21 protein-coding genes and 1 other RNA gene are annotated in these 21,638 nt (G+C 40.2%); 8 read left to right on the plus strand and 14 right to left on the minus strand.

Annotation, left to right across the window (positions count from 1 at the left end; genetic code table 11):
* Positions 1-51: 51 nt before the first annotated feature.
* A complete protein-coding gene (recQ, locus tag DX873_RS02245) occupies positions 52-2,253 on the plus strand; it encodes a DNA helicase RecQ (RefSeq protein ID WP_116183778.1) in 2,202 nt (733 codons plus the stop codon).
* Here recQ and DX873_RS19200 read toward each other — a convergent pair.
* The 4 genes from DX873_RS19200 to DX873_RS02265 are packed head-to-tail and all read right to left on the minus strand — an operon-like array spanning position 2,250 to position 3,580.
* Entirely contained in the window at positions 2,250-2,654 is a 405-nt protein-coding gene (locus DX873_RS19200; RefSeq protein ID WP_116182902.1) for a DUF2752 domain-containing protein, read from the minus strand. The two genes, recQ and DX873_RS19200, sit on opposite strands and share 4 nt — an antisense overlap.
* A complete protein-coding gene (locus DX873_RS02255; protein ID WP_116182903.1) occupies positions 2,632-2,913 on the minus strand; it encodes a CD225/dispanin family protein in 282 nt (93 codons plus the stop codon). The genes DX873_RS19200 and DX873_RS02255 overlap by 23 nt, the downstream gene beginning before the upstream one ends.
* Before the next feature lie 14 nt (positions 2,914-2,927).
* Positions 2,928-3,251 (minus strand): CCC motif membrane protein, encoded by a 324-nt coding sequence (locus DX873_RS02260; protein WP_116182904.1) that lies wholly within the window; start codon positions 3,249-3,251, stop codon positions 2,928-2,930.
* An 11-nt stretch (positions 3,252-3,262) separates the two neighbouring features.
* Positions 3,263-3,580, minus strand: coding sequence for a DUF2752 domain-containing protein (locus DX873_RS02265; protein WP_116182905.1), 318 nt, complete (start codon positions 3,578-3,580; stop codon positions 3,263-3,265).
* Positions 3,581-3,664: 84 nt separating this feature from the next.
* Here DX873_RS02265 and DX873_RS02270 point away from each other — a divergent pair, with 84 nt between their 5' ends.
* A complete protein-coding gene (locus DX873_RS02270; RefSeq protein WP_116182906.1) occupies positions 3,665-4,204 on the plus strand; it encodes a Smr/MutS family protein in 540 nt (179 codons plus the stop codon).
* On the opposite strand, the gene DX873_RS02275 is transcribed toward DX873_RS02270, so the two are convergent.
* Positions 4,201-4,719, minus strand: a complete 519-nt coding sequence (locus tag DX873_RS02275; protein WP_116182907.1) for a hypothetical protein — start codon at positions 4,717-4,719, stop codon at positions 4,201-4,203. The two genes, DX873_RS02270 and DX873_RS02275, sit on opposite strands and share 4 nt — an antisense overlap.
* A gap of 110 nt (positions 4,720-4,829) precedes the next feature.
* Between DX873_RS02275 and DX873_RS02280 the strand changes: the two genes are divergently transcribed.
* Complete coding sequence (locus DX873_RS02280) at positions 4,830-5,978, plus strand: cysteine desulfurase family protein (RefSeq protein ID WP_116182908.1); 1,149 nt, start codon at positions 4,830-4,832, stop codon at positions 5,976-5,978.
* On the opposite strand, the gene DX873_RS02285 is transcribed toward DX873_RS02280, so the two are convergent.
* The 3 genes from DX873_RS02285 to DX873_RS02295 are packed head-to-tail and all read right to left on the minus strand — an operon-like array spanning position 5,979 to position 10,800.
* On the minus strand, positions 5,979-6,626 hold the full coding sequence (locus tag DX873_RS02285; protein ID WP_116182909.1) for a hypothetical protein: 648 nt from the start codon (positions 6,624-6,626) through the stop codon (positions 5,979-5,981).
* A gap of 9 nt (positions 6,627-6,635) precedes the next feature.
* Positions 6,636-9,053 carry a TonB-dependent receptor gene (locus DX873_RS02290; RefSeq protein WP_116182910.1) on the minus strand — a complete coding sequence of 806 codons (2,418 nt, stop codon included), beginning with the start codon at positions 9,051-9,053 and terminating at the stop codon, positions 6,636-6,638.
* 55 nt (positions 9,054-9,108) lie between these two features.
* Positions 9,109-10,800 (minus strand): M23 family metallopeptidase, encoded by a 1,692-nt coding sequence (locus DX873_RS02295; RefSeq protein WP_116182911.1) that lies wholly within the window; start codon positions 10,798-10,800, stop codon positions 9,109-9,111.
* Positions 10,801-10,946: 146 nt separating this feature from the next.
* Here DX873_RS02295 and DX873_RS02300 point away from each other — a divergent pair, with 146 nt between their 5' ends.
* The 4 genes from DX873_RS02300 to rny all read left to right on the plus strand — a co-directional run bounded on the left by DX873_RS02300 (position 10,947) and on the right by rny (position 13,332).
* A complete protein-coding gene (locus tag DX873_RS02300; RefSeq protein ID WP_116183779.1) occupies positions 10,947-11,237 on the plus strand; it encodes a hypothetical protein in 291 nt (96 codons plus the stop codon).
* A 15-nt stretch (positions 11,238-11,252) separates the two neighbouring features.
* On the plus strand, positions 11,253-11,546 hold the full coding sequence (locus DX873_RS02305) for a cell division protein ZapA (RefSeq protein WP_116182912.1): 294 nt from the start codon (positions 11,253-11,255) through the stop codon (positions 11,544-11,546).
* A gap of 53 nt (positions 11,547-11,599) precedes the next feature.
* A non-coding RNA gene (ssrS, locus tag DX873_RS02310) (6S RNA) lies at positions 11,600-11,709 on the plus strand.
* A gap of 51 nt (positions 11,710-11,760) precedes the next feature.
* Positions 11,761-13,332: a ribonuclease Y gene (gene rny, locus DX873_RS02315; RefSeq protein ID WP_116182913.1), complete on the plus strand. Its 1,572-nt coding sequence runs from the start codon at positions 11,761-11,763 to the stop codon at positions 13,330-13,332.
* 28 nt (positions 13,333-13,360) lie between these two features.
* Here rny and DX873_RS02320 read toward each other — a convergent pair whose 3' ends face one another.
* Complete coding sequence (locus DX873_RS02320) at positions 13,361-14,623, minus strand: DUF7477 domain-containing protein (protein ID WP_116182914.1); 1,263 nt, start codon at positions 14,621-14,623, stop codon at positions 13,361-13,363.
* A 196-nt stretch (positions 14,624-14,819) separates the two neighbouring features.
* On the opposite strand from DX873_RS02320, the gene DX873_RS02325 reads away from it, so the two are divergent.
* Positions 14,820-15,239: a CBS domain-containing protein gene (locus DX873_RS02325; RefSeq protein WP_116182915.1), complete on the plus strand. Its 420-nt coding sequence runs from the start codon at positions 14,820-14,822 to the stop codon at positions 15,237-15,239.
* Positions 15,240-15,286: 47 nt separating this feature from the next.
* Here the strand turns inward: DX873_RS02325 and DX873_RS02330 are convergent, their stop codons facing one another.
* The 5 genes from DX873_RS02330 to DX873_RS02350 form a co-directional block, all read right to left on the minus strand.
* Positions 15,287-17,326 (minus strand): DUF349 domain-containing protein, encoded by a 2,040-nt coding sequence (locus tag DX873_RS02330; RefSeq protein WP_116182916.1) that lies wholly within the window; start codon positions 17,324-17,326, stop codon positions 15,287-15,289.
* A 144-nt stretch (positions 17,327-17,470) separates the two neighbouring features.
* Positions 17,471-18,223, minus strand: coding sequence for a shikimate dehydrogenase family protein (locus DX873_RS02335; RefSeq protein WP_116182917.1), 753 nt, complete (start codon positions 18,221-18,223; stop codon positions 17,471-17,473).
* Positions 18,177-19,214 (minus strand): DUF368 domain-containing protein, encoded by a 1,038-nt coding sequence (locus DX873_RS02340; RefSeq protein ID WP_116182918.1) that lies wholly within the window; start codon positions 19,212-19,214, stop codon positions 18,177-18,179. Before DX873_RS02340 ends, DX873_RS02335 begins: the two co-directional genes overlap by 47 nt.
* 18 nt (positions 19,215-19,232) lie before the next feature.
* Positions 19,233-20,150, minus strand: coding sequence for a polyprenyl-phosphate transporter (locus DX873_RS02345; protein WP_116182919.1), 918 nt, complete (start codon positions 20,148-20,150; stop codon positions 19,233-19,235).
* 25 nt (positions 20,151-20,175) lie between these two features.
* A complete protein-coding gene (locus DX873_RS02350) occupies positions 20,176-21,576 on the minus strand; it encodes a tetratricopeptide repeat protein (protein WP_116182920.1) in 1,401 nt (466 codons plus the stop codon).
* Positions 21,577-21,638: the final 62 nt, after the last annotated feature.

The following is a 21,638-nucleotide window of genomic DNA, read 5'->3' on the forward strand; positions in this document are numbered from 1 at the left end:
ATTGGAACTTCTACAGTCTTGTATGACTGACTAAAATTGAAATATACGGAAATGGGTCTTACAAACACCGATTTGCACTCTTCGCTTAAAAAACATTTTGGCTTTTCTAAATTCAAGGGACTACAGGAAAAAGTCATACAAAATATTCTGGACGACAAAGACACCTTTGTAATCATGCCCACTGGGGGCGGTAAATCTCTTTGTTACCAATTGCCCGCTATTATGAAAGAGGGTACTGCAATTGTGGTCTCCCCTTTGATTGCACTAATGAAAAATCAGGTAGATGCTATTAGGGGTATTTCTGAACAACACGGCATTGCCCACGTCCTCAATTCTTCTTTAACAAAAACAGAGGTAAAACAAGTTAAGGAAGACATGGTGAATGGACTCACCAAGCTGTTGTACGTAGCGCCTGAATCGCTAACCAAGGAAGAGAACGTAGAGTTCTTAAAAAGTGTGCCCCTCTCCTTTGTGGCTGTGGATGAAGCCCACTGCATCTCAGAATGGGGACATGATTTTAGACCTGAATACAGAAATTTAAGAGGGATTATTAACCGCTTGGGCGATAACATTCCCATAATAGGTCTTACGGCAACCGCAACTCCCAAGGTACAGGAAGATATCATTAAGAATTTGGGCATGGTGGATGCCAAAGTTTTCAAGGCTTCTTTTAACAGGCCTAATCTTTTCTACGAGGTACGCCCCAAGACCCAAAATGTGGATGCGGATATCATACGTTTTGTAAAACAGAATGAGGGCAAATCTGGGATTGTTTATTGTTTGAGCCGAAAACGGGTTGAAGAATTGGCCCAGGTACTCCAGGTTAATGGGGTAAGTGCCGTGCCGTACCATGCAGGTTTTGATGCCAAGACAAGATCTAAGTATCAGGATATGTTCCTTATGGAAGAAGTGGATGTTGTGGTGGCTACCATTGCCTTTGGTATGGGCATAGATAAACCCGATGTACGTTTTGTAATCCATCATGATATTCCCAAAAGCATAGAAAGCTATTATCAAGAAACTGGAAGGGCAGGAAGAGACGGAGGAGAAGGCCATTGTCTTGCTTTTTATTCCTATAAGGATGTGGAAAAACTGGAGAAGTTTATGTCCGGGAAGCCTGTGGCGGAGCAGGAAATTGGAAATGCCCTGCTGCAAGAGATTGTGGCCTACGCCGAGACTTCAATGTCCAGAAGGAAGTTTATCCTTCATTATTTTGGTGAAGACTTTGATGAAACAAATGGGGAAGGGGCGGACATGGATGACAATGCCAGAAACCCCAAACCTAGGGAGGAAGCCAAGGACGAGGTGGTTAAACTTTTGAGCGTGGTCAAGGATACCAATGAAAAATTCAAGACCAAGGAAATAGTGAAAATCCTAGTAGGAAAGACCAATGCCATGATTTCTTCGCACAAAACAGACGAAAAAGAGTTTTTTGGTATTGGTTCAGATAAAGATGAAAACTACTGGATGGCCTTGGTAAGGCAGGTGCTGGTTGCTGGACTGCTGAAAAAAGAGATTGAGCAATATGGAATTCTCCATCTTACCCCGGGAGGAAAAGAATTTCTTCAAAAACCTGCGTCCTTTCAAATGACAAAGGATCATATATATCCTAAGGAAAACAGCAATGGCATTCTCACCGTCGCAAGGTCCAGTGGAGGCAGTGCAGATGACAATTTGATCAAACTACTTAAAGACCTTCGGAAAAAGGAGGCAAAAAAGTTGGGAGTACCCCCATTTGTGGTATTTCAGGACCCTTCTTTAGATGATATGGCCTTGAAGTATCCCATCAATATGGAGGAATTGATCAATATACAAGGTGTTGGTGAAGGAAAGGCAAAAAAATATGGTAAACCATTTATTGGTTTAATAGCTGACTACGTAGAGGAAAATGAGATTGTTCGCCCGGATGATCTAGTAGTAAAAAGCACCGGTGCCAATTCTGGTCTAAAACTGTATATTATTCAGAGTGTTGATAGAAAATTAGCTCTGGATGATATTGCCTCTGCTAAAGGATTGGAGCTCCCAGAACTAATAAAAGAAATGGAACAGATTGTGTTCAGTGGCACTAAATTGAATATTGGTTATTGGATCGATGAAATTCTTGATGAGGATCAACAAGAGGAGATCCATGATTATTTTTTGGATGCAGATACCGATTCCATCAGTCAGGCCGTAGAAGAATTTGATGGGGATTATGAAGATGAGGAACTAAGGATGTACAGACTTAAATTTATAAGCGAAGTTGCCAATTAAGGCGCTAAATGTGTAAAAGGAGCAATAGGCAAATTCCTTAGTAGCATAAAAATCAAAACTATTGCCAAAACAATCAAGGGAGCGTACCTGTAACTTAGCAGGCTTTTCCCTTTTATCACTTTCCACTTGACAAGAAAATGATGGATAATGGCCAAAAAGGCGGGGAGCAACAAGAAATTGTGGCTCATGGCCTCTACAAACCTGAAATGCAATAAATCATGTATGGCCCTTTGGGTTCCACAACCAGAACAATAGATGCCCAAATATTGGTTGAAGGGACATTTTGGAAACAAAAGCCCCTGCTCCGGATTAAAGGAAAAGTAAAGGAGTATTGCTACAAGTAACAATACTCCCAATATACCTAAAAGGTATGCTCTTTTAATAGCCACTAGACATTGCACCTAAAAATGCAAATCCAAATATGGCGATATAAATGATCCAGATTACAGCGGCGAGGCCTATTCCAATAAATGCCCACAATCTAGCATTTTTGGAAGCTCTCTCGGCTTGCTCATATTCTCCTCTGGCATAGTGCTCATTTACCTTGGATGCATAAATTATACTGGCAATTCCAGTTGCCAGACAGCAAAAAACTGTACTTAAAATAGCCACCACCATGTAATTGTTTGGTTTTGGCGGCATGTTTTGGTTGTTTTCCATTGGTTGTGTATTAATTATTGGTATTGTTCCATCATTTCATTTACTCGTTCCATATAGCCTTCCCAGCCACCCATTTGGTTGATTGACCAGATGCTATAGAAGAAGTAAAGTGCCCCTAGGATCATGCCGATTATTGCTACAATCTTAACGGTTTTCAAAGTACTGTAGTTCGTATAGCTCTCTGGGCTTTCCGCATAGGTTTTTTCATCTTTTCTGATAAGGAAGAATGCTATCCCCGCAAGAATCAGTCCGGGTACTCCCCCAAAACAGCAACAGATATAGGAAAAAATGGCCAGAACTAGTGCAAGCGTAACGTTTGGTAATTTTTTTTGTTCCATGGATTTAATAGTTAGTTGAAAATAGTGCTCAATTTTAATATATAGTTAATAAGAATAAAACCAGCTGTCATTAACATCAAAGACATTTTGATTTGATTGGCATATTTAAATTTGATAAAAAGATTGGTAACCAAAAAAAACAGGAGCAATACTAAAGGATATATTGCCGGGTACATCTTAAATGCTGATACAAATTCACCCTGAAAAAGTAAATGTACAGAGCGCTGTATACCACAACCTGGGCACTCAAGACCAAACATTTGTTTGTTTAGGCATGGCAACATAAAATCTTCTGTGCTAAGAGTAAAAATGGTTGGTTGTAGGTACATGGTTGCTGTAACTTCGATGAAAAATACTATTATTTTTGCTATTGATATTAAAATTCTGGATTTTTTTGGATAAAGCGTAGACAAATGAGCTTACTAATAGGGGATAAGGTTGAGGTCTTGGACGAAGCCTCCTCCGGGAGAGTTGTGGACATTGAAGGCGATATGGCCACTGTGGTTATGGATGATGGTTTCACGTTGAAATATTCTATCAAAGAATTGATTAAGATAGAAGGGGATATCAAGGTCTCAAACTACGAAGTGGCGAAAGTCAAGGGGGAAAAAGAGGTTCAAAAAAAGAAGAAAGACCCAGTTCGCAAACCAAAGCAGAGAAACGAAGCCAGAATGGTTGTGGATCTTCACATACACCAATTGGTAAAATCCAGTAAAAACCTAAGCAATTTTGATATACTCAATCTACAATTGGATGCGGCCAAAAGGCAGTTGGATTTTGCAATCGGAAAACGCATCCAGAAGGTGGTTTTTGTACACGGAGTTGGGGAAGGAATCCTCAAGGAAGAATTGAAATATCTCTTTAAAAAATATGAGAACCTCAAGTTCTATGATGCCGATTACCAAAAATATGGGCTGGGTGCCACTGAGGTCTACATCTTTCAGAATGGCTAATTGGGAATGGCCGTTGTAACCTCACCAAACTCGTTGATGCTCAAATTGGTGATGCGCTCACCGGACTCGGTAATAAATGAAATACCACTTAAGCTAATGGTATGGACAAAATTGTTGTTTTCCTCGTCCGCCACCGTTTCAATGATTACCATCCCGTCCCCGGCCTCTATCTCATCAGTAACAGTAGGGGTTACCGGAGGTATATCATCGCAAAAATAGCTGGAGGTAACGTTCTCCGAAAAAATACGGTACGTAAGTTTGGTTTGACTTGGTACAGTACTCTCGGTAGTAACAGTTTCACCAACCACACCATTGTTCAATGCTCCATTTTGAAGCTCCATGATCAATGCTTCATCCTCGCTTATTTTAAAAAGAACATTACTCGATTCCGCAACAGGATCAGTACAATTCTGAATGGTGGCACTATCAAAGTCAATGGTCTCTATCTGTAGGTCGCCATCACTGCAAGAATAAAATGATATGATAAGAAGTGCGGGCAGTAAAAAATTTCTCATGCCCCAAATTTAAAGCAATTCCATTTTAATAGACCATCCAAAGAAATACTTTAAAAGAAATTAACTTTATTTCCGCTATTTTTGGCAGGTTAAAAATTGATAGCTAAGTCATGCAAAAAGTGTATCTGGACAATGCGGCAACTACCCAAGTAAGGGAAGAAGTAATAGCCAAAATGCAGGAAGCCCTTGCTGAGCATTATGGAAACCCTTCTTCAACCCATAGTTTTGGAAGAACGGCCAAGACGGTGGTTGAAAAAGCTAGAAAGACCATTGCCAAAACATTGAATGCCCAACCTTCTGAGATTATATTCACCTCTGGGGGAACCGAGGCGGACAATATGATATTGAGATGTGCTGTTCGCGATCTTGGGGTGGAGACCCTGATAACTTCCAAAGTTGAGCATCATGCGGTATTGCATACTGCTGAAGAGTTGGAAAAAGAATTCAATGTTACCCTACAATTTGTTGATTTAGATGAAAATGGGACTCCAGTATTATCTCATTTGGAGACATTGTTGAAGCAAGACGATTCCAAAAAACTGGTCAGCTTAATGCATGTGAACAATGAGATTGGTAACATTTTAGATATTGAATCCGTGGCGAAACTTTGTCATGAGAACGGCGCTCTGTTCCATTCAGACACTGTTCAATCTATAGGACATTACCCATGGGATGTACAAACAGTCCCTATTGATTTTATGGTAGCCGCTGCACATAAATTCCATGGCCCAAAAGGAATAGGTTTTGCCTTTATTAGAAAGAATTCTGGATTAAAACCCTTCATTTTTGGAGGCTCACAAGAACGAGGTTTCCGAGCTGGTACAGAACCATTCCATAATATTGTAGGGTTGGAAGAGGCTTTTGTGAAATCCTATGAGAATCTGCAAGAAGAGACCCGTTTCGTTAGAGGATTGAAGCAATATTTTATTGAAAAAATAGCTGAAAAAATCCCAGGAGTTGAGTTTAACGGACTTTCGGGGGATATGGGAAAAAGTACCTATACCCTGGCAAATATTAGATTGCCCTTTGACAAACAGAAAGGCCTGATGTTGTTGTTCCACCTAGATATGAAGGGAATTGCCTGTTCCAAAGGAAGTGCTTGCCAATCGGGAAGCAATTTGGGGTCTCATGTGCTCACCCAAATCCTGGCTACTGAGGAATTGGAAAAACCTTCCATTCGGTTCTCATTTTCCAAATACAACACCAAGGAGGAATTGGACTATGCCATAGACGTGCTCAAGGAGTTTGCAGAGAGTTGATTACCCCTTGTTTTTACGCTTCTTTTCTTTGTCGTAAGGGAACTTACGTGAAGCCAGTTTCATCATTTTGTCAATGAGTTCCGTGGTATTTTTTCCGGTTTTTTTGTCGATGGCCTTTTCGTATTTCCACAACAACTTACCAGTTTCCCCATCACTGACCTTAATGCCTATTCTCCCATAATTGGCATCCCTAAAATAGTCCAGAAGGCTAAAATTGGTAGGTACTCCTTCGGAGAGAAGAATATTGAGTTTTAGATTACCACTGATGATACCGTCCACATTTAAAATCTTGCACAACTGCTTTGTGGTGTAAATGTCAAGATTATCGTAATTGATATTATTCTGGTTGAGTATTGCGTTGGTATCTTCAATGTTCTGGAAATTCACATTGAATTTTTTTCTTTTTTTTCGCTTTGAGAAGTACGTTTCTAGGGCATTTTGGACGGCAAACCCCTCTCTTCTTGCCAATTCTGCCAGTTCATTGGGATCGACATTCTCCTTGAGGTCCAAATTTGTAATAAAAGGAATGATGGCCAATACCCTATGGTCTTTGGAGAGCTCATCAAATTTTCTGTGCTCATAGATGTTTTTCTGTGCCGATACCAGGGCAACCATAAAGAACAGCAAGAAGGCCAGAATTTTTTTCATGCATCAATTTTAAAAGCGCATCCCAAACTTTAAGTTAAGTACACGACTGGTCAAAAAATTAGGAACAGCAAACTGTTGTTGTGTATCCACATCCCTCACCCAGGTATTGGTGATGGAGTTTTGATTGTTGAACATGTTGAAAATTTCAAGTCCAATACTTAACTCCTTAAACTTATGAAGCCAATGCCCTTGGGAATATCTATTTTTTTCGTCTGCAAAAATATAGGAAATTCCAATATCGGCCCTTTTATAATCTCTTAATCTATTCTGAAAATTATAAGGATCTGAATAGTTGGGAGAACCGCCGGGCACTCCTGTGTTGTATACCAAGTTGAGATATAGTTTTAAATCCGGAATGGTTGGAACATAATCCTGAAAGAGCAGGGCAAATTTCAATCGTTGATCGGTTGGTCTAGGAATGTAGCCCCTATTATTTATGTTTTCCTGGGTTTGGAGATACCCCACGCTCAACCACGACTGCGTTCCAGGTACAAAGGCCCCGGTAAGCCTTAAGTCAAATCCATAGACAAATGCTTTGGCAATATTGTCTGCGGCATAACGAATACGCACGTCTTCTATGGTATACGGGTTTATGTTCGATAAATTCTTGTAATATGCCTCACCAATCAGAGTAAAAGGGCGATTCCAAAGATTGAAGCTGTATTCTGTGCCCAGTACAAAGTGAACAGATTTTTGCGCCTCCACATCAGGATTTACGTTTCCATTGATATCTCTAAGTTCCCTATAAAAAGGTGGTTGTTGGTAACTTCCAGCCGCCAAACGAAACAAGATGTCTCCATTCCAATTGGGTTTGATCGAGAATTGCCCTCTTGGACTAAAAATGAATTGTGAATTGCTTTCAAAACTAGCACCATCCAGGGTCCAATGTTGAGCTCTTACACCAAGGTTGTAGTAAATATCATGCCCTCCCCACTTGGTATGTTGGGCAAATTGGACAAAACCTGACAAGCGGTCTGTGTTAACGGAATTATTGGCCCGCACACTTTCAAAAGCAACAAGGTCCCCCGTGAAGGGTTCTTCAGGCTGATTATTTACAAACTCGGGCTCGGAAGGCCTAACGAAAAAACCTGCAGAATCTATAAACTCAGATTCCCTCAACTGATCACGTATGTCTTCATGGACATATTTAATGCCCCATTCCAGAGATTTTCCATTCTTTTTGTAGTTGCCCTGATGGGAAATGTTGAAAATCAATGCATCCAATTGGTTTCTGGCTCTATTGATTTGGGAACCTACACCCCTGGATGTGGTTACGTCCCCAAGATTGTCACTGGCTAGATTACTTTCAACTTCACCAAGTTCGTAAGAGGCAATTATATCTGAAAATTCTTCCTCCTGTGAGTGATATAGAGAGGTTGTGAAACTCAATTTTGTGTTATTGCCAACAAAATAATCGGTTTTAAAAGCACCAAGTGCATTACTATATTTACTATGTTCCCTACCATCATAGAAAACCAACAGCGCCCTTGGGTCGTTAAGGGTTCCAAAATTGGTCTGGCGGGTAAGGGGCTCATTTTCGTAATCATTTATGGAATAGGTGCCCAAAAAGTTGAGGTGGAACTTTTTTGAAAACCTATAGGTCAAAAAGTTCTGAACATCTACAAATTTGGGATTGAAGTTACTCTGGGTCTGCTGGCTGTTCACGAGAAGGGAGTTGTTCCGATAACGCACCCCTGTAATACTGGTGAATTTTTTATTTTTTGAAATGGTTTCCACCGTGGTACTGGCTCCCAATAGACTTCCATCAATTCGTAAAGCAAAATCAACAGGATTTTTGTAGGTGATATCCAGCATGGAGGATAGTTTGTCGCCGTATTTGGATTGAAAGCCTCCTGAAGAAAATTTTAATCCAGTGATCATATCGCTATTTACAAAACTGAGACCTTCTTGTTGAGCAGATCTAATCAGAAAAGGGCGATAGACTTCAATTCCATTGACATAGACCAAGTTTTCATCAAAATTGCCACCTCTTACATTGTATTGGGTGCTCAGTTCATTATTGAATGAAACCCCGGGAAGGAGTTTTAGGATATTCTCCACGCCGGCATTGGCTCCAGGAATTGTCCGCACCGTTTCTGGACTTACAGTTGTAATGCCTTCAACACTTTTTTTCCCCATAGGGGAAACTTCAACCCCTGCAACCTGAATGATATTGAGTTTCATAACGGGATTGAACTCATAGGTCTCATTGGTGGTCAATATCAGATTTTCTAGGACCACGTTTTCATGCCCCAAATGAGAAAAGGTTATCGTGTTTTTTGTATCTGCAACCAGTTGCAAGATGTAGTACCCATCAATGTTGGAGGTTGTACCCTGATTTCCAGAGATAATATTGACATTACTTATGGGGCGATTGTTTTCATCCAAAATGGTTCCCACAACAGTGGCGGTCTGACCCTGTAGCATGAATCCGTAAAGGATCAATACAATGATTGTTATGGGTCTAAGGACGTTCAATACATTATTTTCTGAAGAAGGTACTGGTAAAAGTATTTGAATTACCTACATTATCGGTAACGGTGACTTTTAGGTCACATTGTGTGTTATCCAGTGTAGTATCCTCAAAGTTGTAGGTGATGGTTTTAGTCTTTGGCTCATATTCCATTAAAATCCATTCCCCATTGAGCGTTGCCTCATAAGAGTTTATTCCACTTAGGTCATCTGAAATCAATAGGCTCAGATAGCTATAATTACTTAACCATTGCCGTTCTTTGAAATTTTTGGGCTTAATGGAAGGGGGTACCGTATCCTTTACAAGGGTATAGGTTCCCAAGGTGCGGGTTCTGGTGGTGAACGAACCGTCCCGTTTAAAAGTTTTGGAATATCTAGGTTCCAAATTTTCATCCAATCGCGCAATAAAAAGTCGTCTTTTTTCCTCTTCACTGAATTTTTTGGCATCAAAGCTTATGGTAAAGTTCCGGTGGGCAGGAACCTTGTTGTTATGGATGGATACCGTATCTGCTCCTTTTGCCAAATCAATATAAAAGTCCTCATAGAACGTATTGGCTGGAAAATATACTTTTGCTGCGCCAAGATCAAAGTTGTTGGGTTTGTTGGCAATAATAAAGTCAGAGGTTTCAGGGTCTTCCTTCTTCATTTTAACGGCTTCTCTTTTTCCATCTACAGGAATCACAATTTTAATGGTGTTGTCTTCAATATCAGAGATGCTCAGTTCAACTTTATAGGAAAGTCCATCTTTTACGGCAATTTTTCCATTGTTGTGAAGTGTTCTATAGATTCCTAGTCGATTATAGGGCTCCTTGAAACATTTTTGAATACGCTGCCTGAATTTTCCAAAATGGGAATAATCAATTAAAGTATTGATGTAGCGGGTCTCTCCAAATGAGAAAGTTTCAAAGTCATATTCGGAATACACCCTTCCATTCACGGTTTGCTTAACTGAATACACACCATTTTTATTGGCAGCCAAATCCTGTCGATCGAACCCATTGAACCCAAAACCGATGGTTCCAATGGCATTGACTTTGTCTGCCAGAAAAGTTCCGTCCGGTTGTTTGGTGAAATTGAGCTGAATTTTTCTTGCGCTTTGATTTACCACAGCATCATCGGAAATAGGATAAGCAAAAAGACCCAACAATGAAGGATTGGTAGCGTCCCTGACCTCATAACCGTAGAGCAGGGGATTAGTGGGCTTTTCCGTGACGCTGCTTCTAATCTCAAAATGCAAATGAGGTCCAGAAGATCCACCTGTGTTGCCTGAATAGGCAATAGTACTTCCCTGGGTGACCTTAAGTTCACCATAATCTGGAAATACCTCTATTTCATAAGATTGTTTTTTGTATTGCTGTTTTTTGATGTACTGTTCAATTTCAGGTCCAAATTTTTGAAGGTGGGCATAGACCGAAGTGTACCCGTTTGGATGGGCAACGTACAAAGCTTTTCCATAGCCCCAATGGGATATTTTGATTCTTGTAACGGTTCCATCAGCAATGGCCAAAACCGGTAACCCTTGCCTTCGTTGGGTCTTTATGTCAATTCCGGAATGAAAGTGGTTGGAACGGAGCTCTCCAAATGTGCCCGCGAGAATCAGCGGAATCTCCAAAGGAGAACCAAAAACATTTTTGGGATACTTTTCTTGTGCCGGTAGTATTTGAACCAAAGAGAAAACAACTCCTAAAAAGAAGAATCGCATAGTGTGTTTTATAATTACATACGAAAGTAACCAATGTTTTGATTAGAAGAAAAGACCAAAGCGGTGCAAGAAGAATAATCCAAAAAGAATTGCGAAGTTACCCAAGGTTGGTTAAATTTGTATGATACGCATTGATGTTTGCATATATGGGCGAACTAGTTGAGATTGTTGATTCTTTAGAAAACAAGGTAAGCAAATTGCTGCACAAATTGGAGTTGCTGCATCAGGCCAATGCCAAGTTAAAAGAAGAATTGAACCTTGCAAAAGAGGAAACCCAACTCAAGGAGAACGCCGTTTTGGAATGGGAAGAAAAATACAATTCCTTAAAAATGGCAAACTCAATGCTGGGTAGTAATACGAGTAAAACAGAAGCTAAGCTCAAGATAAATACACTGATCCGTGAACTGGATGTTTGCATAGCCAAACTTGCAGATTAGTTTGTACCATTTAGTATGGAAGAGAAGCTCAAAATAAAGCTTTCCATTGCAGATAGGGTATATCCGTTGACGATTGACCCTAAACAAGAGGAGGGATTGCGGAAAGCAGCCAAGAACATAGAAAATTTGGCCAAAAAGTTTGAGCAGAACTATGCCGTACGGGATAAACAGGATGTTTTGGCCATGTGTGCCCTGCAGTTCGCATCTAAGATTGAGCAAGGCGGAATAGATCGTTCGGAAGGTACAAGAACAGCATTGGAGCGCCTCAAGGCCTTGGATGATTTGGTACATTCCAAACTAGGAGAATAAGTTCTTTAAAATAAAATATTGTTACTGCCCACATTGGTAATAATTTTTGACAAACTCAACACTATTATATTTAAAAAGGGTGAGTTTAGGTTGTAAAAGCAGGCCCTACCTGTATAGGGATCCTTGAGCAGCTTGTTAGCCCTAAACCTGTAATTAGGAGTTTGTACAAAACTTCGCCCAATGTGGGCTTTTTTTATAACCAAACACTATCAAAATGGATAACACTATACTCATTGGGGTGGTTGCGATTGTTGGACTGGCTGTTGGATTCATAATAGCCAAAATGATGGAAAAAGGGAGGGCAACAAAGACCATAGCCAATGCCAAGAAGGAAGCAACTGATATTCTGAAAGAAGCAAAGAAAGAGGGCGAGAGCCTTAAAAAAGATAAAATATTTCAGGCCAAGGAGAAGTTTCTGGAACTGAAAGCAGAACATGAAAAGGTAATCATAAACAAAGACAAGAAGATTGCCGAAGCGGAAAAGCGAACTAGGGATAAGGAATCCCAGGTCAGTAATGAGCTTTCCAAAAACAAGAAGCTTAACGAGCAGTTACAGCGACAGATAAGGGAGGTAGACTACAAGAGCGAAATTTTGGACAAGAAACAGTCCGAAGTTGAAAAATTGCACAAAAGCCAGGTACAGCAATTGGAGGTCATTTCTGGACTTTCAGCTGAAGATGCCAAGAGCCAGTTGTTGGAATCCTTAAAGGAAACCGCGAAGACAGATGCCATGGCCTATCTACAGACAACTCTGGAAGAGGTTAAACTAACTGCCCAACAAGAAGCCCGGAAAATTGTAATCAATACCATACAACGTATAGGTACGGAAGAGGCTGTGGAAAACTGTGTTTCTGTTTTTAACTTGGAATCTGATGACGTAAAAGGACGAATCATTGGCCGTGAAGGTCGAAATATTAGAGCTCTCGAAGCTGCCACTGGGGTGGAAATAATTGTTGACGATACCCCGGAAGCGATAATTCTCTCCTGTTTCGACTCAGTTAGGAGGGAAGTTGCCCGACTTTCCCTGCACAGGTTGGTCACTGACGGTAGAATCCACCCAGCCCGTATTGAAGAAATCGTCAAGAAAACGGAAAAACAAATCAATGAGGAGATTGCCGAAATCGGGAAACGTACCGTAATCGATTTAGGAATCCATGGATTGCATCCAGAATTGATCAAAGCTGTTGGACGAATGAAGTATCGTTCTTCTTATGGACAAAACCTTCTGCAGCACTCAAGAGAAGTGGCCAAACTTTGCGGTGTGATGGCAGCTGAACTCGGATTGAATCCGAAATTGGCTAAACGCGCAGGATTGTTGCATGATATTGGAAAGGTTCCTATGGCCGAAGTGGAAGTAGAGACGCCTCATGCCATATTGGGAATGCAATGGGCACAGAAATATGGAGAAAAGAAAGAAGTTTGCAATGCCATTGGAGCGCACCACGATGAGGTGGAAATGACTACTTTGATATCTCCCATAGTCCAGGTTTGTGATGCCATTAGCGGGGCCAGACCTGGTGCCAGAAGACAGGTTTTGGACTCTTACATTCAAAGACTAAAAGATTTGGAGGATATAGCTTTTGGCTTTAATGGAGTTCAAAAAGCCTATGCCATTCAAGCAGGAAGGGAACTTAGAGTAATCGTGGAAAGTGAAAAAGTAAGTGATGACAAGGCTGCGGAGCTTTCATTTGAAATTTCACAGAAGATACAGACCGATATGACATATCCTGGTCAAGTGAAAGTTACCGTAATAAGAGAGACCCGTTCCGTAAACGTGGCCAAATAGTCTTATTTGGGCCTAATCTTGTTTTTTCTTAGTTGCTGGATTTTTGCATGATCCAGTTCAGGGGAAGAAATTCATAGTTTGATGTACTCATGTTAGTGGAGTATGGAGTTCCATTGGACATGGCGACAAACCACATGCCATCCCCGTGGGCTATTGTAGTAATATGATACCCGTTTTCAGCTTTTTCCCTAATCCAGTCTATCGGATAATCCGATTGGGTCTTCCAGCTCTGCGTCCCTAATTTTGAATTAGTGGTCATGGTCACTGCCCAAAGTCCATTGCCGTACGTAGCTGAAGTTATCTTGTACCCGCTGTCCCAACTCTCCTTGATCCATTCCTTGGGTATACCGGAACTGCTTGTTTTCCATCTTTGCGCAGAATATCCGGTATTCTGGTTCATGACCACATACCATTGTCCCGCTCCATAGGTCATGGAGGTAATATAGAAATTGTTGTCCCATTTTTCAGATACCCACTGTTTGGGAAAGGTATCCAGTCTTTTCCAGGATTGCGACCCCAAGTTGGAGGGTTTGCTCATGATCAGGACAAAGAAGTTTCTACTGGTGTCATATTCAAGAGATGTAATATGATACCCTAGGTCCCACTGGGTTTCTATCCATTTTGAAGGATAGGAAGAGGATTCTTTTACCTTTTGGTGGTTATAGCCGTTTTCTTTAAATCCGCTCATGACAACAGACCAAATGCTTGTTGAAGATGAATCAGTATCTCTTCCATAAGCCAAAGAAGTTATGGCGGCATTTTGTGTATAAAAGTCCATCTCACCTGTATTCTCAAAAGATAGAAGCCTGTATAATGGCTCATCAGAATTGAAATAGTCATCCAAATAAACACTGGTCAGGACTTTTGGGTCTAATTTGATCCAATACAGGGTAGGATTCATGTATTGGGTTATATCGCTACCTTTTAACCCATTGTCATCAACGGTATAGGCCTGATAATTGCCTCCGTCCAAATTTTTAAAATAAAAATTGTCAGCGCTATAGCCATAATCTGTTGATCCTTTGACAATAGAGGCTTCGGTTCCATTGAGGTACCGATCTTTGGTACCGTCCATTTTTGTAAAATCCTGATAAGAGCATTTGTAACTTGCCACCTTGTCTACGCCATTGGCGTTATATTTTATTCGAACCAAGGCCTCCTCATCACTATAAAAAAGGACAAATCCAGTGTATTTAACATTGTTGCTTATCCAACTTGTTTCAAAATAAGTCTGGGAATGCAGCCGTACAAAAAGCAGTAAAAAGGTAAGGGTGATCAAGTGTTTTTTCATGGTGGAATTTTAAGTTGTTTGGTTTCAATCTGGCTGATTATCAAATGGTTTGGTAGCATAAATATGCAAAAAAAGGAGCTTCAACTCAAAAAAAGCCGCCAACGCATCACCTATTCCCGATGAAACTTCCTGACAATTATCATATTTTCCCTAGGAGCAACAGGCTAACTTCATAAGTACAATAAATCATAGAACAATGAGGAAAAAGATGCCTGTTTCAGAGATTATGACAAAAAATGTCATCACGCTCAGTACAAGTGACGATTTGGTTACTGCAGAAGAGCGTTTTAAGAAATACCGTATTAGGCATATACCCGTGGTTGAAGGTAAGGAAGTTGTGGGAATGCTTAGCTATACTGATTTATTACGAATAAGTTTTGCCGATGCTGTGGTGGACAGTGGAGAACCCACGGATTCGGTAATCTATGATCTTTTCAATATTTCCCAGATTATGGTCAGTGATGTGGTCAGTGTTACCTCAAAAACTCCAATAAAGGATGTTGCCCAGTTTTTAGCGGGAAAGGAATTCCATGCCCTGCCAGTGGTGGATGAAGGAAAACTTGTGGGTATTGTTACCACTACGGACCTGATTAACTACCTTTTGGATCTATACTAGGAGACTCCTGGATGGCGGACAATTCTTTCAGGGCTTATTTTAAATCGCTATTCTTCTTCGGAAGAGTCCTCGGCACTTTTGTGTAAGCTGTTTTCCAATATGTTCAGCTTCTTTAATTTGGCCTTCCAGGTTTCAAGTGATTCTTTGTGTTTGTTGATGTTGTTCACCACTTCTTTTACCAGAGGACTATCTTCGGAAGCATTGGAGAAGAATTGTAGATTGTTCTCCAATTGACGGATTTCCGACTTGCTTTCATCAATTTTGCGCCTTATAAAGATGCGTTCATTGTTTAGGGCCCTATCATCGTCGGCATTGGCCAACTGCTGCATCTTGTCTCCATATTTGAGCAATTCGGATTCCTGTCTGCTAACTCCAAGTTTTTTGAAAAGGGCATCAATGATTTTATTGAATTTACCATTGATATGTCTTTTGTTGTATGGAAGACGACCGTACTGCTTCCATTCAGCAAGAAATTTTTTGATTTCTTCCAGATCTTCTTCCTTTTTTCCACTTAGTTGGAAAGTTTTTAATCGATCTAGACAAGCACTTTTCTTCTCGAAGTTTGCATATTCGGCCTTGTGGGCCTGATTTTTCTCCGCATGAAGACGGTCAAAATAGTGATTGCAGGCATTTTTGAATTCGGACCAGATTTTATCGGAATATTTTCTTGGAACGTGGCCGATTTTCTTCCACTCGCTTTGTATGCGCTTCATTTCTGGGGTGGTGGTATCCCAATCCTCACTATCCTTTAAGGACAGGGCCAACTCCAGCAATGCACGTTTTTTCTCGAGATTCGAATGTTGTTCTTTTTTCTGGTTCTTATAGAAGGTGTTCTTATTTCTATTGAACTGCCTAACGGCTTCTTTAAAAGAAGTCCACGTTTGTTCGTTTACCTTTTGAGGTACTTTTCCAGCCTTGAAAAAGGTCTCTCGTAGTGCCTCTACTTGTCTAATTTGTTGTTGAAGGTCCCTATGGTTATTGGCAACATTGTTCGCTATTTCTGAAATCGACTCAATGATCTCGTTCTTTTTTACAAGGTTCTTTTCATAGGACTTTTCCAGCTCATGAAAATGCTCTTGTCTTCGTTGGTGCATGACCTTGGTAGCATTGCTGAACCGTTCCCAGACCTCCTCTCGTTGTTCTTTGGCAACAGGGCCAATATCTTCCTTCCATATTTTGTGAAGGGTCTGTAGTTCTCGAAATGCCTTTCCTAAATCGGGCTCATTGGCCAAAGCTTCGGCACGGTCAACGAGCTTTAGTTTTTCTTCAAGGTTGTGTTTGAAGTCAAGATCTCTTAGTTCGCGATTCAAGTGGAGAAAGTCATAGAAAATCTCCATATGATGGTGATAGGTACGCCAAACATCATTGTAATTGTTCCTAGGAACCGGACCTGCATTCCTCCAGTTTTCCTGGAGTTCCTTAAAGTTTTTATAGGTGGTATTGATGTCCTCTTCAACATTGATGAGTCCCTTGAGTTCTTCAATAATCTGTAATCTCTTTTGAAGATTGTCCTTTAGGGCTTGCTCAAGTTGTTTGTAATGCTGGTCTTTTTTCTCACGATATTCCCCAAAGACCTCGTTAAATTGTCTTTTGGCCACTGAGTTGTACCTAAAGTCAATTTCATTGCCACCATTGGCTACAAATTCCTCTTTTTTATGCTCTAAAAATTCTTGAAACTTTTGATCAAACTCATATTTAATAGAGCTTACATGCTTGCCAATGGCCTGTACCTTTTCATTTTTTACCAGGCGCTGTAGTTCACCGACCAAGTTTTCCATGGACATGGAATGGTAGTCCAACATGGGAATGTAATGCCGTTTTTCATTGTCCTTATCCTCGGCATCCTCAGCATTGGATTCTTCAATTTCTTGAATGGCATCCTCTGTATTGGCAGGCTTGTCCTCATCCTTTTTTTCATTAGATGAAGAGGCCTCATTGGTAACGACTTCTTTTTCAGCGTCAGTTTCGGGTTCTTTAGTTATGTTTGGATCAGAAATGGGGTTTTCTTCCAGCGATGTTTTTAATTCCTCCGTATTATGATCTGTGCCACCTTCAGTTCCCTGAAGTTTATGTTCATTATCCTGCATGAGTAGTGTCTTTTCTTTCCTTCCGATTGATGATAATATAGCCAAGTTAACAACTAAATTACCCAATAGCAAAAGTATTGATTCTTCTTTTGTTAGAGGTTTACCGTGTATAAAATGGCCAAATTGTGGTGCTGATGGCCAATTTTAGGGTCTATTCCATATTTCCCAAGCCTTTTCCGCTTGTTCTTGAAGCATTTTGGCTCCATTACGGATAGTAGCTCCTTTTTTCTCACCCAGTGTAAGAAAACTGGTTTTTTCAGGATTGTAGATCAAATCAAAGAGTAGATGTCTATTTCCCAGGTATTCGTAAGGTATAGCAGGTTTTTCGGAGATATTGGGATGTGTGCCCAATGGAGTGCAGTTGACAATAACTGTATGATTTTCAATAGTTTCCTTGTCTAAATCTTCATAGGTAAACTGGTCCTGCTTTTTGCTCCTGGAAACATAGGTGCTTTCAATCTCCAGTTCATTCAAAACGAAAAATATAGCTTTTGAAGCGCCGCCCGTCCCTAAAATCAATGCTTTGGTATGATGTGGTTTAAGCAATGGCTCCAACGATTTTTTGAAACCTGTTGCATCTGTATTGTACCCAATCAGGCCTTGTTCTGTAAATTTTATGGTATTCACCGCGCCAATTTTTTCGGCACTCACATCAAGTTGGTCTAGAAATGGAATTACCTCTTCTTTATAAGGAATGGTAACATTTAGGCCTCTTAGATTGTTTTCCGAGATAACTTTTTTGAATAAGGAAATGTCAGGGATGTCAAAGTTCTCATAACTGTGATCGCTCAATCCAAGGTCTTTAAATTTTTGGGTGAAATAACCTTGCGAGAAGGAATATGAAATATTCCTACCGAGCAGCCCGAACCTGTTTTCTTTCTTTCCTATTTTTACCATACCAATCCAATACCAATAATACCAAAATTCCCAAAATAACAAATAACACGGCCCACCAAGTTTCCGCTATTCCAATATTGGGAAAATAGCGCTCATAGTTGAGTACAATTTTATCTGCGTTGGAGTCCAACAGTAGATTCCCTGCAGTATCTGTTTTAAAGATGGTTCGTTTCCAAGGCCAAAGCACCCCAAGGGACCCTGTTATAAAACCTAATATTACCGCTGTTGTGATGGATTTATAGTGCTTAAGTACATAACTGAGTAAATGGGAGAAAGTGACCAACCCGGTGGCAGAGCCTAAGGTAAAAATAGCAAGTATTTTAAGGGTGTTCATGCGTTTGGGGTCGTTTAAAAAATCAAAATTTCCGGCAAATACGTCTGAGAATGAGTCGTACAGAGCATTGACTGAGTCAACGAGCAATAGGACATAGTTTCCTAGTAGTATCAAAATAAAAGATCCGGACAAGCCCGGTAATGTCATTCCTGAAACACTGATAATTCCACAGAAAAAGATAAAAAAGAGATTATCATTTTGGGTAGCGGGACTTAGAAAGCTGATGGAGATTCCAACAATAAAACCAATAATTCCTGCTGGAATGGTTTTTTGGTTCCAGGGCCTAAAATCTTTTCCTATGTAGTAGATGGAGCCCAGCACCATACCGAAAAAAGCCGACCAGACAAATAGCTCCTTTTGCTCCAAAAAATAATCCAATACTTTGGAAACACTGAAATAACTGACCAACATTCCAAAGATCAGCAAAGCTAAAAATTGGGCATTGGTATATTGAAGAAAGCTTTTGAACCTGCCGTTAAACAGTAATTTTATGGCCTTGGTATTGAGTTTTTGTAAAGAATAGATGAACTCTTCATAAAAACCTCCAACAAAAGCTACGATACCACCAGATACTCCGGGAACTTTGTTGGCAGCTCCCATGCATAGGCCTTTAATGACCAAAAAAAAGTTGTCCAGAAGTGTTCTAGGTCTGTGCATTCCCTAATTAGGTTTTTCTTATTTTTTGGAAGCTAATTTTTCCAGGATAAAAATAAGCGAAAAACCTATTATGGCTAAGATTATGGCAAGTAATAACTGATTCTCCCCTTCGAATGATGAGGGCCACACATTCATGTCGTCTATGACCTTGGTCTTATCGCCAAAAGTCTTGGTTTCCAATACTTTTTTCCATGGCCATATTTTGTTCAAAGAGCCTAGAATAAATCCCGTTAGCAAAGCTAGGGTCATATTCTTATAATGGCTGAACATCCATTTCAACAATTTTGCAAAACTTAAAAGTCCAAAAATGGCACCCAGAGCCACGGTGATGACAATTTTTAGGTCACGTTCATGCACGGCATCCAAAATTGTCTTGTACGAACCCAGAAGAACCAAGATGAAAGCTCCAGATATTCCGGGCAAAATCATCGCACAAATTGCTAAGGCACCTGAAAGGAAAAGATAGGGTAGGCCATCTACATTTTCATTGGCGGGAAGTTCTGTGATAAAGTAAGCTATGGCAGCTCCAATCAACAAAATTGCAATTGTTCCCAAGTTCCATTTGGAGATTTCCTTTCCTACCAAAAATATACTGGCCAATACCAATCCAAAGAAAAAAGACCAGAGTAGTATTGGATGATTCTCTAAAAGCCAGCTTAGGAATTTGGCCAGTGAGAGTACACTTGTGAAAATTCCCAGAAACAGTGCCAATAGAAAATTTCCATTGAGTTTGTTCCAAAATGCTTTGAAACCTTCTTTTCTTAACGTTGTTATTAGGGACAGGTTAATGTTATTGATAGAGGTGATCAATTCCTCATAAATCCCGGAAATAAAGGCTATGGTCCCTCCAGAAACTCCTGGAACCACATCGGCGGCACCCATGGCCATTCCCTTAAGGGCAATAAAAATATAATCAAGTAATTGACGTGCTTTCATGTGTTTGGTAAAGGAAACCCAAAATCTAGGTAGAAGTTTTCTTGAATTCGGACACTAAGGTTCGCAGCCATCCTACCTGGGTAAATTCTGGAAATTCATCTTCAAAAAGAGCTAATTTTTCAATATCCATTTGTATGGCTTGGGCCAATTTTTCCTTGGCCTCCATAACCTCGTTGTTTTTTAGATATGTCCCTGCCAATTTATAAAGCAATTCGGCTTTTTCAGGATAGAATTCCAATCCCTGGACCAAAACCTGTACAGTGGAGTTTAAATCTCCAATTTTTTTAAGAGTATCCGCCCAATTCAACCAAGTATCCAGCTCGTAATTGCCCAAATCTACGGTTTGTTTGTAGGCAAAGTCGGCCTCATCAAGATTGTTGAGGGCTACATATATTTTTGCAGCTGTTTTCCAGTATAACGGATTTTCCCCATCAATGTTTATAGCTTTGTTTACATAGTACAAGGCCTTTTCAAAGTCTTCTATTTTGTAATGGAAGTTTGTGATTGCCAACCATCCTTTGTCCAACAAAGGGTCTTCATGTACAGTGTTATAATAGTAGTATTTGGCTAAATCTATGTTCCCCAATTTTTCATGGCATTTCCCAATTCTAAGGTAGGCATGTGAGGTAGGGTCCTCAATGGAAATGGTGGTCTCGTAATTTTCTACTGCCTCATTATAACGACCCAATTTTTCCAGTACCTTACCCTTTTCAAAATATGCGCCTATAAAGGAATCATCAGAAATTATGGCAAAGTCGTAAGCCGTTAGGGCTTCTTGGAACATGTTGAGTGCATAGTACATCTTTCCAAGTTGATGCCACGCCACTTCACAGTAGGGGTTGTACTCCAAATAATCGTTTAGATAGCGAACTGCACCATTGTGGTCCTCTAAAAATTCAAAGCAGTATACCACATTGTACAGTGAGGAATAATCGTTTTGATCAAAATCCACACATTTCATGAAACTTCTTTTTGCCTTCTCATAGTCATCCATGAAAAGATACTCCATTCCAAGAAGGGAGTGAATGTCAAAAGTATCATCGGTCAGGTGCAAAGCCTCCAACAAAAGGTTCACTGCTTCTTGGTGATTATCTTGTTTGGATTGCAGGTTTGCTCGCTGAATATATATTTCTTCGTTGCGGGTGTCTATGGTCTGAATTTCGTCCAAGAGCTTTTCGGCAGCTTCATACTTGTCTTCGAACGCAAGTACTTCAACCTGAAGCAGTTTCAGTTCCAATGAATTTGGATGTTGTTCCAAGCCTATCTGAATTGCCTTTTTCCCCAAGGAAATCTTTCCATTGTTCAGATAATGATGAACAATCTCTTCAAAGTCCTCTGCGTCAAAAAAATAGACGTCATCGGTCTTGAGCATGGACTCAAACTTGGTAATGGATTTGTTGGAATGTTCGTTAGAATCTAACGCCATAGGAACGTATTTGGTTATACTATGGACTTAAAATTAGCCTTTTGGAAGTCTGATTAAGCCCG

The sequence above is a fragment of the Flagellimonas nanhaiensis genome (assembly GCF_003382275.1).
In the GTDB taxonomy this organism is placed as follows: Bacteria; Bacteroidota; Bacteroidia; order Flavobacteriales; family Flavobacteriaceae; genus Flagellimonas; species Flagellimonas nanhaiensis.

What these genes read in the sequence shown, in the direction of transcription:
- recQ (WP_116183778.1), top strand. Translation starts at nt 52, where the DNA reads ATGGGTCTTACAAACACCGATTTGCACTCTTCGCTTAAAAAACATTTT.
- DX873_RS02255 (WP_116182903.1), bottom strand. Translation starts at nt 2,913, where the DNA reads ATGGAAAACAACCAAAACATGCCGCCAAAACCAAACAATTACATGGTG.
- DX873_RS02260 (WP_116182904.1), bottom strand. Translation starts at nt 3,251, where the DNA reads ATGGAACAAAAAAAATTACCAAACGTTACGCTTGCACTAGTTCTGGCC.
- DX873_RS02265 (WP_116182905.1), bottom strand. Translation starts at nt 3,580, where the DNA reads ATGTACCTACAACCAACCATTTTTACTCTTAGCACAGAAGATTTTATG.
- DX873_RS02270 (WP_116182906.1), top strand. Translation starts at nt 3,665, where the DNA reads ATGAGCTTACTAATAGGGGATAAGGTTGAGGTCTTGGACGAAGCCTCC.
- DX873_RS02275 (WP_116182907.1), bottom strand. Translation starts at nt 4,719, where the DNA reads ATGAGAAATTTTTTACTGCCCGCACTTCTTATCATATCATTTTATTCT.
- DX873_RS02280 (WP_116182908.1), top strand. Translation starts at nt 4,830, where the DNA reads ATGCAAAAAGTGTATCTGGACAATGCGGCAACTACCCAAGTAAGGGAA.
- DX873_RS02285 (WP_116182909.1), bottom strand. Translation starts at nt 6,626, where the DNA reads ATGAAAAAAATTCTGGCCTTCTTGCTGTTCTTTATGGTTGCCCTGGTA.
- DX873_RS02290 (WP_116182910.1), bottom strand. Translation starts at nt 9,053, where the DNA reads ATGCTACAGGGTCAGACCGCCACTGTTGTGGGAACCATTTTGGATGAA.
- DX873_RS02295 (WP_116182911.1), bottom strand. Translation starts at nt 10,800, where the DNA reads ATGCGATTCTTCTTTTTAGGAGTTGTTTTCTCTTTGGTTCAAATACTA.
- DX873_RS02300 (WP_116183779.1), top strand. Translation starts at nt 10,947, where the DNA reads ATGGGCGAACTAGTTGAGATTGTTGATTCTTTAGAAAACAAGGTAAGC.
- DX873_RS02305 (WP_116182912.1), top strand. Translation starts at nt 11,253, where the DNA reads ATGGAAGAGAAGCTCAAAATAAAGCTTTCCATTGCAGATAGGGTATAT.
- rny (WP_116182913.1), top strand. Translation starts at nt 11,761, where the DNA reads ATGGATAACACTATACTCATTGGGGTGGTTGCGATTGTTGGACTGGCT.
- DX873_RS02320 (WP_116182914.1), bottom strand. Translation starts at nt 14,623, where the DNA reads ATGAAAAAACACTTGATCACCCTTACCTTTTTACTGCTTTTTGTACGG.
- DX873_RS02325 (WP_116182915.1), top strand. Translation starts at nt 14,820, where the DNA reads ATGAGGAAAAAGATGCCTGTTTCAGAGATTATGACAAAAAATGTCATC.
- DX873_RS02330 (WP_116182916.1), bottom strand. Translation starts at nt 17,326, where the DNA reads ATGCAGGATAATGAACATAAACTTCAGGGAACTGAAGGTGGCACAGAT.
- DX873_RS02335 (WP_116182917.1), bottom strand. Translation starts at nt 18,223, where the DNA reads ATGGTAAAAATAGGAAAGAAAGAAAACAGGTTCGGGCTGCTCGGTAGG.
- DX873_RS02340 (WP_116182918.1), bottom strand. Translation starts at nt 19,214, where the DNA reads ATGCACAGACCTAGAACACTTCTGGACAACTTTTTTTTGGTCATTAAA.
- DX873_RS02345 (WP_116182919.1), bottom strand. Translation starts at nt 20,150, where the DNA reads ATGAAAGCACGTCAATTACTTGATTATATTTTTATTGCCCTTAAGGGA.
- DX873_RS02350 (WP_116182920.1), bottom strand. Translation starts at nt 21,576, where the DNA reads ATGGCGTTAGATTCTAACGAACATTCCAACAAATCCATTACCAAGTTT.